The 13,959-nt window shown below is 62.5% G+C and carries 12 protein-coding genes; 5 read left to right on the top strand and 7 right to left on the bottom strand.

What is annotated here, in order from left to right; translation table 11 throughout:
* Positions 1–50: 50 nt before the first annotated feature.
* Positions 51–680, bottom strand: a complete 630-nt coding sequence (locus tag AB7951_RS25780) for a S24 family peptidase (protein ID WP_089266927.1) — start codon at positions 678–680, stop codon at positions 51–53.
* Between the two features lie 237 nt (positions 681–917).
* On the opposite strand from AB7951_RS25780, the gene AB7951_RS25775 reads away from it, so the two are divergent.
* Positions 918–1,262, top strand: a complete 345-nt coding sequence (locus tag AB7951_RS25775; RefSeq protein WP_199712014.1) for a DUF952 domain-containing protein — start codon at positions 918–920, stop codon at positions 1,260–1,262.
* Positions 1,259–2,353, top strand: coding sequence for a quinone-dependent dihydroorotate dehydrogenase (locus tag AB7951_RS25770; RefSeq protein ID WP_120288137.1), 1,095 nt, complete (start codon positions 1,259–1,261; stop codon positions 2,351–2,353). The genes AB7951_RS25775 and AB7951_RS25770 overlap by 4 nt, the downstream gene beginning before the upstream one ends.
* On the opposite strand, the gene AB7951_RS25765 is transcribed toward AB7951_RS25770, so the two are convergent.
* The 4 genes from AB7951_RS25765 to AB7951_RS25750 form a co-directional block, all read right to left on the bottom strand.
* The gene (locus AB7951_RS25765; protein WP_120288138.1) at positions 2,328–3,677 is read right to left on the bottom strand and encodes an MATE family efflux transporter; all 1,350 of its coding nucleotides are present in this window, start codon (positions 3,675–3,677) and stop codon (positions 2,328–2,330) included. The two genes, AB7951_RS25770 and AB7951_RS25765, sit on opposite strands and share 26 nt — an antisense overlap.
* Before the next feature lie 30 nt (positions 3,678–3,707).
* A complete protein-coding gene (locus AB7951_RS25760) occupies positions 3,708–4,013 on the bottom strand; it encodes a DUF6460 domain-containing protein (protein WP_068737958.1) in 306 nt (101 codons plus the stop codon).
* Between the two features lie 86 nt (positions 4,014–4,099).
* Complete coding sequence (locus tag AB7951_RS25755; RefSeq protein ID WP_120288139.1) at positions 4,100–5,776, bottom strand: ATP-dependent DNA ligase; 1,677 nt, start codon at positions 5,774–5,776, stop codon at positions 4,100–4,102.
* Complete coding sequence (locus AB7951_RS25750) at positions 5,773–6,813, bottom strand: ligase-associated DNA damage response exonuclease (protein ID WP_120288140.1); 1,041 nt, start codon at positions 6,811–6,813, stop codon at positions 5,773–5,775. The genes AB7951_RS25755 and AB7951_RS25750 overlap by 4 nt, the downstream gene beginning before the upstream one ends.
* Before the next feature lie 74 nt (positions 6,814–6,887).
* Here AB7951_RS25750 and AB7951_RS25745 point away from each other — a divergent pair, with 74 nt between their 5' ends.
* Entirely contained in the window at positions 6,888–7,820 is a 933-nt protein-coding gene (locus AB7951_RS25745) for a methyltransferase domain-containing protein (protein ID WP_439062074.1), read from the top strand.
* Between the two features lie 186 nt (positions 7,821–8,006).
* Here the strand turns inward: AB7951_RS25745 and AB7951_RS25740 are convergent, their stop codons facing one another.
* Together AB7951_RS25740 and AB7951_RS25735 are read right to left on the bottom strand one after the other, a co-directional pair.
* Positions 8,007–9,380, bottom strand: coding sequence for an outer membrane beta-barrel protein (locus tag AB7951_RS25740; protein WP_441256085.1), 1,374 nt, complete (start codon positions 9,378–9,380; stop codon positions 8,007–8,009).
* 196 nt (positions 9,381–9,576) lie between these two features.
* Positions 9,577–10,926 (bottom strand): outer membrane protein, encoded by a 1,350-nt coding sequence (locus AB7951_RS25735; RefSeq protein WP_089266797.1) that lies wholly within the window; start codon positions 10,924–10,926, stop codon positions 9,577–9,579.
* Positions 10,927–11,269: 343 nt separating this feature from the next.
* Between AB7951_RS25735 and AB7951_RS25730 the strand changes: the two genes are divergently transcribed.
* Together AB7951_RS25730 and AB7951_RS25725 are read left to right on the top strand one after the other, a co-directional pair.
* On the top strand, positions 11,270–12,490 hold the full coding sequence (locus AB7951_RS25730; RefSeq protein WP_089266798.1) for an ABC transporter substrate-binding protein: 1,221 nt from the start codon (positions 11,270–11,272) through the stop codon (positions 12,488–12,490).
* Positions 12,491–12,596: 106 nt separating this feature from the next.
* Positions 12,597–13,814, top strand: coding sequence for an ABC transporter substrate-binding protein (locus AB7951_RS25725; protein WP_120288143.1), 1,218 nt, complete (start codon positions 12,597–12,599; stop codon positions 13,812–13,814).
* Positions 13,815–13,959: the final 145 nt, after the last annotated feature.

The raw sequence follows: 13,959 nt of genomic DNA, 5'->3' as shown, positions 1-13,959 counted from the left end.
AACTCGCATAGATCATTCGGTGGCCGGACGCCAGTCCAGAGTGTGTTCGGTTACTGGCTCGCCCAGACGATGCGCGCGATCCAGGCGATGTCGGCGGCTGGAAAGCTGCGGTCGACATGGTTCGGATTGAGCGACTGCAGCTCGATGATCTTCGTGGTTCGGCGCTTCAATTCCTTCGCCATCACCTCGCCGTCCTTGGTCTTGACCACGACGCGGTCGCCCTTGCGGATCTGCGCTTCCGGCGAGACGACGATGATGTCGCCGTCGCGATAAGCGGGCTTCATCGAGTCGCCAGAGATCTTCAGCGCATAAGCGTGCTCGTCGTTCACCGACGGCAGGCCCACTTCGTCCCAGCCCTTGCTGCCGGCGGGAAAACCCGCGTCGTCGAAGTAGCCGCCATGGCCGGCCTGTGCGAAGCCGAGCAGCGGCACCGACTGCACGATGCGCTTGGTACCTTCGATCAGCGTGACGAAGCTGTCGATGGTCACGCCGGTTGCGGTCAGCGCCTTCGAGACCGACTCCGTCGACGGCCAGCGTTCGCGGCCGTCGTTGGTGATGCGCTTGGATTTGTTGAAGGTCGTGGCGTCGAGCCCCGCCTTCTTCGCAAGGCCGGAGGGTGACATGCCGTTGCGCTCTGCGAGGCGGTCGAGGGCGTTCCAGATCTGGGCGTGCGAGAGCATCATCGGTTTCGGTCCCTTGGCCCGGATTTCTGCGGGGCGGTGAATCGTGGCGAAATCTAGGAATTATTGCCGTGAATGCACGGATTTCGCAACAGGCATTTGAAAAAAATGTGCAGCCTTGAAGTGGAGGGGGGGCGCCGATACGGTCGACTGTCGGCTCCAGCCATCGAATCCCGCGACTGGGCGTCCACACCACATCGAAAACAGCTGATTCAACCAAATTGGAAGTCTGGGCGGTTGCGCACCATCTATAAAATCTGTCCGGCCTCGAGCTGGCGCGAGGCCGAGCGCCAGGGCACCTATCGCGGCAGCGCCGACGATGCCCGGGACGGCTTCATCCACTTCTCGACCGCGGCACAGCTCCCCGAGACGCTCCGGAAGTACTATTTCGGCCAGACCGGCCTGTTTCTGGTCGCTGTGGACGCAGGCGCACTCGGTGACGACCTGCGCTGGGAGCCATCCCGCGGCGGCGATCTGTTCCCGCATCTCTACGGCGAACTCGATCTCGGCGCCGTCACGGCCGTCATGGATCTGCGTGCGCGCTCCGACGGCAACCACGACATTCCGGAGCTCAAATCGTGATCCGCGCTTTCGATGCCTTTTCCCTGCCGATGCTGCGTATGCTCGACGCCGAAGACGCGCACCGCCTCGCGATCCGCGGGTTGCGCATGCTGCCTTACGCCCGCCCGCGGCCGGACGATCCGAAGCTCGCGGTCCGTGCATTCGGCCTGAACTTCCCCAATCCGGTGGGGATCGCCGCCGGCTTCGACAAGAATGCCGAGGTGCCGGATGCGCTGCTCCGTCTCGGCTTCGGCTTCGCCGAGATCGGCTCGGTGACGCCGAAGCCGCAATCCGGCAACCCACGCCCGCGCATCTTTCGGCTGGAGCGTGACGAGGCGGTCATCAACCGGCTCGGATTCAACAATGACGGTGCGGAGGTCGTGCTGCGTCGGCTGGCTGCACGTGCGCAGAATGGCGGTATCGTCGGCGTCAATGTCGGTGCCAACAAGGATTCGCCCGATCGCACGCAGGATTATGTGCGGCTGATAGAGACCTTTGCGCCGGTGGCGAGCTATTTCACCGTCAACGTGTCATCGCCGAACACGCCGGGCTTGCGCAATCTGCAGCAGGCCGCCGAGCTCGACGATCTGCTGGCCCGGGTGATCGATGCCCGTGAGCGCGTTCGCAAGAATGCGGGAGATTCTCCGGTGTTGCTGAAGATCGCGCCCGATCTCAGCCTCGCCGACCTCGACGATGTCGTCCATGTCGCGCGCTCGCGCGGCGTTGATGGCATGATCGTCGCGAACACCACTATCGGCCGTCCCTCGACCTTGCGCGAACAGGCGCGCTCGAAAGAGCAGGGCGGATTGTCCGGGCGGCCCTTGTTCAGGCTGTCTACCCGCATGGTGGCAGAGACCTTCGTGCGTGTCGAAGGTGCATTTCCGCTGATCGGCGCTGGCGGCATCGACAGCGGAGGTGCGGCGCTCACCAAGATTCGCGCGGGTGCGAGCCTGATCCAGCTCTATTCGGCGCTGGTCTATAAAGGCGTCGGCCTTGTCGAGAGCATCAAGGCCGACCTGTCCTCGACGCTGCTGCGCACCGGCCGTGATTCACTGTCGGAAATCGTCGGCGCCGATGCGGCGACGATCACAGCGGAAGACTGGCCGGCGTAAGCCAGGCCTGCTGCGGAAACGACTGTCGCAGCAGGGCTGGATGACGCAGCGCTTGCAAAGCGCCGCGCGACAGCATGAACACCAGAAACGCGAGCCATAGTCCGGTATTGCCAAGGCTGGCCAGTGCGAACCATGCGGCGATGTAAATCGCTAGCGCCAGCAGCATCAGGTTGCGCATGTCGCGCGCCCACGATGCGCCGATATAGATGCCGTCATAGGCGTAAGCGAGGACGCCACAGGCGGGCGCCAGCGCTGCCAGCAGCATGTAATTCCGCGCAGCGAGCCGAACTTCGGGGCTGGTGGTGATGAAATCGATCAGCGCGCCGCCGAACAGCACGAATAGCAACGTGACAGCGATGCCGAATGCCGTGCTCCAGATCAGGACGAGCTTTACGGCCCGGGAAAACTGCTTGCGGTCGCGAGCGCCGGTGCCCTGACCGCAGAGTTGCTCGGCGGCGGTGGCGATGCCGTCGAGGAAGAACGAGCCGATCATGACGAAGTTGTTGAGCACTGCATTGGCAGCCAGGGTCAGGTCGCCTGCACGGGCGCCCTGCGCCGTGAAGAAGAGAAATGCAGCAATCAGTGCTGCCGTACGGATCATGATGTCGCGATTGACTGCGAACAACCGTAGTAGCCGGATGCGGTCGAACAGGATCGCGCGCGGCACATCAATGCGACCGCCAAGGATTTTCCACATGGCGATGAGGCCGGCGAGGAAGCCCGTGGTTTCCGCGATCACTGTGGCCAGTGCTGCGCCGCTGACGCCAAAGTCGAATTGCAGGACCAGCAGGGAGGTGAGTGCCATATTGGCGAGATTGATGCCGACCTGCAGTGCCAGAGCGATCCCGGTGCGCGCCTGGCCGACCAGCCAGCCGAGAATGACATAGTTGCCGAGCATCAGCGGCGCGGACCAGAGTCGGATGAAGAAATACTGGCGTGCGGCGGATGTGACGGCGTCGCTGCCGCCCATGATGCTGAACACCAGCGCCGCCAGCGGTGTACGCAAGATGATCAGCGTCAGCCCGATCGCGGCTCCGAGCATCAATGCGCGCAGCAAGATAGCGCGCACCTCGATCCGGTCACCGGCGCCAAGCGCCTGTGCGGTGAAGGCAACCGTCGCCATGCGCAGAAATCCGAACAGCCAGAAAATGCAGTCGAATGCCACGGAGGCCAAAGCCACACCGCCGAGCAGGTGCGGGTCGCCAAGCCTGCCGATTGCCGCGGTCGAGACGATGCCGATCAGAGGCGTCGTCAGATTGGCCAGCATGGCCGGGCCGGCAATGGCAAAGACGCGCCTGTTGGTGACGGACAATCCCGACGACATCAATGCAGCCTGAAGCGGATGATGCGCGTCTCAGCGGCCGCGGGGGGCGCTGAACAGCCGCATGATCAGCCAGATCGGCACGACGATCACGGCGCCGAGCAGGAAGTAGCGCCAGAGGCCATTGATGGCATCGAAGCCGAGGTCATAGACCCACTGGAACAGGCGGCGAATGCTGGTGACAATGTTCCACGGATCGAAGCCGATGGCGGCGAGAACGACGCCGACCAGGATCGACAGCAGGATCAGCCGGCCGAGTACCGCCAGCGGCGAACCGCCGAGGAAGCGCGCCAGGCCGTCATTGTTGGCCGGCAAGTCCCGCGTCTCATTTGGCTGCATCATGGTCTCCTGCGCGCAAATCGCGCGCTGATCATAGGTGGTCCCACGCAAATGGGGAACCCGGCTCGTTCGTCAAGTATGGACCGTCAAGGCGTCGCAGGCTCGGGCGGCGCAATTGTGGTCTCCGCCTTCAGCATGCGCTCCAGCGTCTCCAGCCGGTCGGCCTCACGTGGCGGCTTGTCCCAGCGCAGCCGGCTGATGCGGGGAAACCGCATTGCGACCCCCGACTTGTGCCGGGGCGAGCGCGCCAGCCCTTCAAAGGCAACTTCCAGCACCAGCCCCTTGTCAGGTTCGTGGGTGACGTGGCGGACCGGGCCGAACTTTTCGGTGGTGTTGCGGCGGACGAAGCGGTCGATTTGCAACAGCTCCTCGTCGGTGAAGCCGAAATAGGCTTTGCCGACCGGTACCAGCTGGTCGCCGCTCTCGCCTGCGGTCCAGACGCCGAAGGTGTAATCCGAATAATAGGACGAGCGCTTGCCGTGGCCGCGTTGCGCATACATCAGCACCGCGTCGATGATGTGTGGGTCGCGCTTCCATTTCCACCACTGGCCTTTCGGCCGGCCCGGGAGATAGGCGGAATCGCGCCGCTTCAGCATCACGCCTTCGACGGCATCGGCATCTTCGCCGGCTCCGGCACTGACAGGATCGGCACGCGCGGCGGTGAGGGCATCCCATGTTGCGAACGGGATCTGGTCGGACAGATCGATCCTGTCGTCGTCGAGCTCCGCGATGAATCTTTCCAGTTTGGTTCGTCGCTGTTCGAATGGCAGTTCGCGCAAATCCGTCTCGCCATCGCCAAGCAGGTCATAGGCGCGCAGATGAATGGGATATTCCTTCATCAGCTTCGGCGTCACGCTTTTCCGGTTCAGCCGTTGTTGCAGCACGTTGAACGACTGCACGCGCCCCTCGCGCAGGACCAGCAACTCGCCATCGATCGCGCCGGGCAGCCGCAGCGATGGCGTCAGGTCCGGGAAGCTTCCGGTGATGTCCTCGCCGGTTCGCGAATAGAGCCGCGTGACGATCCTGTCGTCATCGCCTTTGCCGCTGACCGCCTGAATCCGGATGCCATCCCATTTCCACTCCGCGACGAAATCGGACGCGTCGAGATTGGCGAAGTCGGAATCTTCGATGGCATGTGCCAGCATCACCGGGCGGAACGGCGCCGGATCGCGATTGACCGGCTTCTCCGCGCGACCTTCGAGCCAGGCGAACAATTCGCCATAGGGCGACGCAAGGCCGGGCCAGATCAGCTCGACGTCATGCGGGTCCTTGTCGCCGAGCGCCGCGGCGGCGGTCTTGGCCAGCCGCGCCGAAACGCCAATCCGCATCGCGCCGGTGACGAGCTTCAGCAGAGCCCAGCGCCCGGTCTCGTCGAGCTCATCGAGCCAGCGGGTGAGTTGTGCGGGGAGTTCCGCTTTGCCGAGCGTGCGGAGTGTGGTGACGACTTCGGTGAGTGTCGGCGGTGGCGGGTTGTTGTGCGTGATGTCCTGGGCCTTCGGCCACATCAGCGCAACCGTCTCCGAGAGATCGCCGACATAGTCATAAGAGAGTTCAAACAACACCGGATCAGTTCGCGATGCGATGAGGTCGCGGATCAATCCAGCTTTCGCATGCTTGAACGACAGCGCACCTGTCAGCGCCGCCAGCGCGTAGCCGCGGTCGGGATCGGGCACTTCGCGAAAATAGCCCGTGATCAGCCGCAGCTTGTTGTTGCGGCCGGGTTCATAGGCCAGGCGATCGAGCAGTTCGGCGAAGCGGTTCATGCCTCGGCGCTTTCGCCGGGCGGAAGCGTCTCTTCTTCCTCTTCGTCGCCATAGCCGACCAGTGCAAGAGGCCGCGCAGTCAGGCCTTTGCTCTGGCACCAATGCACCAGCGCGTCTTCCTGGCCATGCGTGACCCAGATTTCGCCGGCTCCAGTGGCGCCGATGGTGGCGCATAATCCATCCCAGTCCGCGTGATCTGAAATCACCAGCGGCAGTTCGACGCCGCGTTGCCGCGCACGGGCGCGCACGCGCATCCAGCCGGACGCAAAGGCGGTGACTGGATCGGGAAAGCGCCGCGTCCACACATCCGATGTGGCCGACGGCGGCGCCAGCGTGATGGTGCCGGCGAGATCGGCTTTCCTGACGCCTTTCACCGGGCGTAATTCGCCGAGATCGATGCCGCGGCTCTGATAATAGTGTGTGATCTTCTCCATCGCGCCATGCAGATAGATCGGTGCATCGTAGCCGGCCTCACGGATCAGCTTGATGACCCGCTGCGCCTTTCCCAGCGAATAGGCGCCGACCAGATGCGCGCGCTCCGGAAACAGCGCGACCGAGGCCAGCAGCTTCTTCACTTCATCGGCGGCATTGCCATGACGAAACACCGGAAGTCCGAACGTTGCCTCGGTGATGAACACGTCGCAGGGTACAACCTCGAACGGCGTGCAGGTCGGATCATGGGCGTCCTTGTAATCGCCAGATGCGACAATGCAGATATCCTTGCAGGTCACGGCCATCTGCGCCGAGCCGAGCACATGCCCGGCGGGGTGGCAGGACACCGTGACGTTGCCGAGTTTGATCGTCTCGCCATAGGCAATGGCCTGCGTGCTGCCGGCGAAATTGTCGCCGTAGCGCAGCCGCATCATGTCGAGCGTTTCCTGCGTCGCCAGCACATGGCCGTGACCCGGTCGCGCGTGATCCGAATGGCCGTGGGTAATGACCGCGCGATCCACCGGTCTGACCGGATCGATATGGAAGCCGCCCGGCTTGCAGCAAAGGCCGGCGGGAACCGGGATAAGGATGTCTTGCGGACGCATCTCGGTTATATAGGTCCGCCTTGGGTTGGTTCGAGTCATCCTGCGAACGCCCCGCCCTCCGATCGGTTCCCACCATGCCCGCGCGCTTGTTCATGTCATCCGGCGATATGAACGCCGACCGGCGTTTTGACTATGCGCGCGACCTGCAGGTGCAGGGCGATCTGGTGGCGGCCGCCGATCTGTTTGAGCAGGCCACTGATCTGGCGCCGGGCTTTGCCACCGCATGGTTCGTGCTCGGGGAGGTCCGGGAGCAGCTGGGTGACACCGCCGCCGCCATCGCCGCGTTTCGCCGCGCGCAGGCCAGCGATCCCGGTGATCGCAACGGTGCTGGTCTGCGGTTGATGCGGCTCGGCGCTGACGATCTCTCGGCCATGCCGGCGACCTATGTGACGGCGCTGTTCGATCAATACGCGCCCAAGTTCGACGCTGCGCTGGTCGATACGCTCGGTTATCGCGGACCAGCGGTCCTGTTGGGCGCCGTGCGTGCCGCATGCGCTGCGACGGATAGGGCGATGCTCTTCCCCCGCGCCATCGATCTCGGTTGCGGCACCGGGCTGGCAGCCGGCGCTTTTGCCGCCTGCACCGGGGCCATCATCGGCATCGACCTGTCGCCGCGCATGATCGAGCGCGCTCATGCCACCGGGCTTTACGCCGAGCTTGAAGTGGCCGAGATCGTTGAGGGTTTGTGCCGCCGGTCAGATAGCAGTGTCGAGCTGGTCATCGCAGCCGACGTGCTGATCTATCTGCACGACCTTGCGCCGGTTTTGCGAGAAGCTACGCGCGTGCTGGTTCCAGACGGGCTGCTCGCCTTCACGGCCGAGACCCATGACGGCGACGGTGTCGCTCTCGGCGCGGGCTTGCGTTATGCGCAGAGCGAAGATCATCTGCGTGGCCTGATCGCAGCTGCCGGCCTGGCGCTCATTCATCTTGAACACGTTTCGTCTCGCACGGAACGCGGCGCTGCCGCACCAGGACTGGTGGCCGTCGCGATCAAGCGTCGGCTTTAACGCCGTCGGCGTCAGCCAGGGCAAGTTTGCTGGCGCAATCCAGAAACGAAGCGAAAAGACGGTCGCTTCGTTGCAAGGGCTCCTTGCAATGACGCCGGGCAATAACGTCTGTGAGCGCCAAGCGTCATACCAATAAAAACCCCGGCCGCGAGGCCGGGGTTTTGCGTTTCAGCGATGTCGCCGTGATCAGTACTTCGCGACGACCGGGCTGTTGAAGTGATAGTTCAGGCCGGTGCGGAAGATGTGCTCGGTGACGTTGGTCGTGACGGTCGTGGTGTTGACGGTGTTCGAGGCCGTGCCGAGATCGACATAAAGATATTCGGTCTTGGAGGTCCAGTTCGGTCCGAACAGGCCGAGCAGCCGGAACGGGGTTTCGATACCCGCGCCTGCGGTCCAGCCGCTCTTGGTGGTCGAAACATTGAACACCTGGATGCCGTCTTCGCTGATCTTGGTCTTTACGCCGCCGTAAGCGTAACCGCCGGTGGCATAGAACAGGGTCGATCCCACGGAGTAGCCGAGGCGGCCGCGAACGGTGCCGAACCAGGGTAGCTTGGCGTCATAGGCGAGGCTGCCGAAGTCGATCACGGTCTTGTTGTCGCGTTGGCTGGAGGCCTGGATGTCGGCTTCCAGACCGTAGACCCAGTTCGCGGCTTGCCAGTTATAACCAAGCTGCAAGCCGCCGTTGATGCCGTCGGGGGCGAGGTTGAAGATCAGGCTCGTGGCCGGGTCGCCAGGCAGATCACCTGGTTTGGAGATGCTGCTGCGATCGCGGCCGGTGCCGGAACCGACGTTGCCGCCGAGATACCAGCCGGTCCAGTCCGCTGCGACGACCGGCGTGTAAACGGGGCTGCCGCCGACGCGGTAGTTCAGCCCGACGCGAAAGATGTTCTCGCGAACTTCGGTGTTGAGCGTCTGGGGGCCGAACGCGTAGCTGTTGTTCCCCATGTTCAGGTAGAGATACTCGATCTTGCCGGTCCAGTTGCCGCCGAGGGCCGCTTCGACGCCGCTGCCGACGGTCCAGCCGTTCTGGATTTTGTTGGTCGAGAAGACGGTCCCGGCATTGTCGAAAGCGATGCTGGTCTTGACGTTGCCGTAGGCGTAACCGCCGGTGACGTAGCCGAGCAGGGGGCCGGTGGCGAGGCCGATGCGGCCGCGAACCGTGCCGAACCAGTCGATCTTCTGGTTGTAGGTGGTCGACACGAACGGGCTGCCCAGATTGGTGCGGTCATCGCTCAGGCCGGCGCCCTGGATGTCGGCTTCGAGGCCGTAGACCACCGGGCCGAGCATGGAGCCGGTCTGCCAGTTGTAGCCGACCTGACCGCCGCCGAGCGCGCCTTGCGGTGACAGGTAGGTCGATTCGGTGCCCAGAAATCCGTCGTTGTGGATGGCGCGATCCCGGCCGAGCCCGATGCCGGCGTTGACGCCCAGATAGAAGCCGGTCCAGTCATAAACGGCGACTACCGGCGCTTTGTAGTACGGCGCCTTCGCGGCCATGTCGGCGGCTTGTGCACCGGCGGTCAGGGACAACAGCGCGGCGGTCGTGAGGCAGAGGCTTTTCATGAAGGGATCCAGTTCAGATTTCTGGTCGAATTATGAAGCGGTAACGAGATGCTGTCTGCAGCCGCGCGACCAGAAATTGCGGTATTTGGATATTGGGTTCCTTGTGGTTAATTTTCTCGGAACAGCGTTGTTCAGGGCGCAAACAAAAACCCCGGCCGCAAGGCCGGGGTTTTCGATATAGCGGATGTCGCTGAGATCAGTACTTCGCAACGACCGGGCTGTTGAAGTGGTAGTTCAGGCCGGTACGGAAGATGTGCTCGGTAACCTTGCTCTCGCTGACGACGCCGGGAAGGATCGTGGTCGAAGCCGAACCGAGGTCGACATAGAGATATTCGGTCTTCGAGGTCCAGTTCGGTCCGAACAGGCCGAGCAGCTTGAACGGGGTCTCGATGCCCGCACCAGCGGTCCAGCCGCTCTTGGTGGTCGAAGCGTTGGCAACTTCGACGCCCAGTGCGTTGATCTTGGTCTTCACGCCGCCGTAGGCGTAACCGCCGGTGGCGTAGAACAGGGTCGAACCGACCGAGTAGCCGAGGCGGCCACGAACGGTGCCGAACCAGGGCAGCTTCTGATCGTAGCTGACGAGGCCGAGAGCAACCGCAGTCTTGTTGTCGCGCTGGCTGGAAGCCTGGATGTCGGCTTCGAGACCGTAAACCCAGTTCGATGCCTGCCAGTTGTAACCGATCTGGGCACCGCCATTGATGCCGTCCGGAGCAAGGTTGAACTGCTCTGGAACCGGGGTGACGCCGGTAAGCGTGGTGCGATCGCGTCCGGTGCCGGAGCCGATGTTGCCGCCGAGGTACCAGCCGGTCCAGTTCGCTGCAGCGACCGGGGTGTAAACGCTGTTGCCGCCGATGCGGTAGTTCAGACCGACGCGGAACAGGTTTTCACGCAGTTCGGTGTTGGTGAGCTGGGTCGGGGTAGCGAACGCATCAGAGCGGTTGCCGAGGTTCAGGTAGAGATATTCGATCTTGCCGGTCCAGTTGCCGCCCAGCGCTGCTTCCACGCCGCTGCCGATGGTCCAGCCGGTCGCCATGCGGCTGTCCGAGAACGCCGTCACGCCGCCTTCGGTGATCGTGGTCTTGACGTTGCCGTAAGCGAAACCGCCGGTGAAGTAGCTCAGGACCGGACCGGTTGCGAGACCGACGCGGCCACGAACGGTGCCGAACCAATCAGACTTCTGACCGTAGACGGTCTGCAGCGGGCCAACCACATTGGCGCCACCGCCGGTGAGGCCCGAACCCTGGATGTCGGCTTCGAGGCCGTAAACGATCGGGCCGAGCAGCGAGTCGCCCTGCCAGTTATAGCCGATCTGGCCGCCGCCGAAGCCGCCCTGCGGCGTGAGATACAGCGAGTCGCCGGTGTAGCTATGGGTGACGCGGTCGCGGCCGATGCCGACGCCGGCGTTCACGCCGATGTAGAAGCCGGTCCAGTTATAGACCGAGACGAGGGGCGCCTTGTAATAAGGGGCCTTGACGGCCAGATCGGCAGCCTGCGCGCTCACAGCGGTTCCGAGCAGCGCGGCGCTCGCAAGAAGAATACGTTTCATGGTCGACCCCAATTCAGATTTGAACCGTTAGAATAGGGGAGTCGGGCCATATTGGCTGTATCCGGACGGCCACACTGTCCGACATTGCAACCGCAGGGGCGCCGGCCAAAAAAAGCCGGTTAAATAAGCGTTTAGACGTCCGTGGCGCGATGCGTATTTCGTCACGTTTGGGTGCGCAGAAACCCTGTCGATAGCCAACCCACGGAAAACATGAGGCAACCTGTGAGGGATTGCCAAGCCTGTCGCGCCCGCAGAGGATAAGGGCAAGCTCGTACAGCCGCGATCAACGCCGCGACGGGTAAAAACACACCCGCACAAGCGGGTCTCAGGGAGAAAACACCAGATGCCTTCGCGCCACAGGTCCGTCTTCAGGACCGCAACACTCGCTGCAGTTGTCTCCGTACTGGCCCATTCGGCCTTCGCAGCAGACAAGAAATACGATCCGGGTGCCAGCGATACCGAGATCAAGCTCGGCCAGACCATCCCCTATAGCGGCGCCGGTTCCCTGTACGGCGTGATCGGTCGGACACAGGCCGCCTATTTCCAGATGCTGAACGAAAAGGGCGGCATCAACGGGCGCAAGATCAATTTCATGTCGCTGGACGATGCCTACAGCGCGCCGAAGGCCGTCGAGGCCACTCGCCGGCTCGCCGAGCAGGACGAGGTGCTGGCGCTGTTCGGCTCGCTGGGCACTGCGCCGCAGTCGGCGGTGCAGAAGTTTCTCAATAGCAAGAAGATCCCGCAGCTCCTGCTGAACACCGGCGCGTCGCGCTGGAACAACCCGAAAGAGTTCAAGTGGACCACGCCGGGCCTGCCGATCTATTCGACCGAGGGTCGGATCATCGCGCGCTACCTGATGCAGGCCAAGCCGAACGCCAAGGTCGCGATCCTTTACCAGAACGACGAGTTCGGAAAGGACTTCATGAATTCGTTCAAGGAGATTCTGGCCGAAGCGGGCGGCTCCGCGAAGGTGATCGCCGAGGCGTCTTATGATCTCACCGATCCGACCATCGATTCCCAACTGATCAATCTGGCGAAATCGGGTGCCGATACCTTCTTCAACATCTCCACCGGCAAGGCGACGTCGCAGTCGATCCGCAAGGTCGCGGAGCTCGGTTGGAAGCCGCTGCATCTGCTGGTATCGACATCAAGCGGCCGCTCGATCATCAACGCCGCCGGCGCCGAGAATGCCAAGGGCATCGTGGCGATGACCTACACCAAGGAAGTCGGCAGCGAGAAGTGGAAGGACGATCCGGACGTGATCGCCTTCCAGGAGCTGCGCAAGAAGTATCTGCCTAATGTCGATCCCGACAACACCATCGCGTTTCAGGGCTACTCGCAGGGCGTGACCATGGCGGAGATCCTGCGCCGCTGCGGCGACGATCTCACCCGTGAGAACGTGCTGAAGCACGCGACCAATCTTGAAGGCTACCGCGCACCGGTGTTCCTGCCGGGTATCACCTATGGCTTCACGCCGACCGACTACACCACCATCAAGGCGCTCTATGTGGGCACATTCAACGGCACCGACTGGGATCTGTCGGACAAGCCGGTGAGCCAGTAAGCGTGTATTCTAGAAGTAACAACCATCCCCCGCGTCGTGCGGGGGATGGAGACGACCAATCGGACTCACAAAGAGCCGGATCAAAAATCATCAGGGAGAAAACGCTATGAACAAGGGACTATTTGCGTCTGCGGCGCGGGTCGCCGTCGTCGTGTTGCCACTGACTGTGACGGCCGCTATCGCCGCCGACAAGAAATACGATCCAGGTGCCAGCGATACTGAAATCAAGATTGGACAAACCATTCCGCATAGCGGCCCCGGTTCGCTCTATGGCGTGCTCGGCCGTGTCGGTGAAGCCTATTTCCAGAGCTTGAACGAGAAGGGCGGCATCAACGGCCGCAAGATCAAGTTCCTCACGATGGACGATTCCTACAGCGCGCCGAAGGCGGTCGAGGCGACGCGCCGTCTGGTGGAGCAGGAGGAGATACTCGCACTCTATGGCTCGCTCGGCACCGCGCCGCAGACGGCCGTACACAAATATCTCAATTCCAAGGGCGTACCGCAGCTGCTGCTCAACACCGGCGCATCGAAGTGGAACGATCCGAAGAACAACAAATGGACCATGGCCGGCCTGCCACTCTATCCGACCGAGGCGCGTATTCTCGCCAAATATGCCGTCAGCGTGAATCCGAATGCGAAAGTCGGCATCCTCTATCAGAACGATGATTTCGGTCGGGATTTCCTCGGGCCGTTCAAGGATGAACTCGCGAAAGCCGGCGGCACCGCCAAGGTGATCGCCGAGGTGACCTATGACCTCACCGATCCCACGATCGACTCGCAGCTGATCAATCTCGCCAAATCCGGTGCCGATGTTTTCTATAACATCACCACCGGCAAGGCGACGTCGCAGTCGATTCGCAAGGTGGTCGAACTCGGCTGGAAGCCGCTGCAGTTGTTGTCGGCGGGCTCCACCGGCCGATCGATTCTGGAGGCGGCAGGGTTGGAGAACGCCAAGGGCATTGTCTCGATTGCCTATGGCAAGGATATCGGCTCGCCGCTTTATGCCAAGGATCCCGACATCGTGGCGTTCGAAGCCTTGCGCGCGAAATATCTGCCCACGGTCTCGGCCGATAATTCGATCGCCTTTTTCGGCTATGGTCAGGCCGTGTCCATGGCCGAGATACTGCGCCGTTGCGGCGACGAGCTCACCCATGAGAACGTGCTGAAACAGGCCATTGGCCTGAACGGCTTCCGCGCTCCGCAAATGCTGCCGGGGGTGAGTTACAGCTATACCAATGACGCCTATGTTCCGATGGCGACGTTGTACACTCAGCGGTTCGACGGCAAGGACTGGATCATCTCCGACAAGTCGGTGACGCAATAAGACCACAGGTCTTTCCACGTCATTGCGAGCCCCGGCGAAAATTTGCGCGGCCAATTTCGTTTGGGCGAAGCAATCCAGTCCTCTCTTGCTGTTTTCTGGATTGCTTCGTCGCAAGGGCTTAGGGGAAAGTTGCACGGCAACTTTC

The sequence above is a fragment of the Tardiphaga sp. 285_C5_N1_2 genome (genome assembly GCF_052076065.1).
Taxonomy (GTDB): domain Bacteria; phylum Pseudomonadota; class Alphaproteobacteria; order Rhizobiales; family Xanthobacteraceae; genus Tardiphaga; species Tardiphaga robiniae.
Note: the sequence above shows the minus strand (reverse complement) of the source record. Positions and strands in the feature narration are given on the sequence as shown.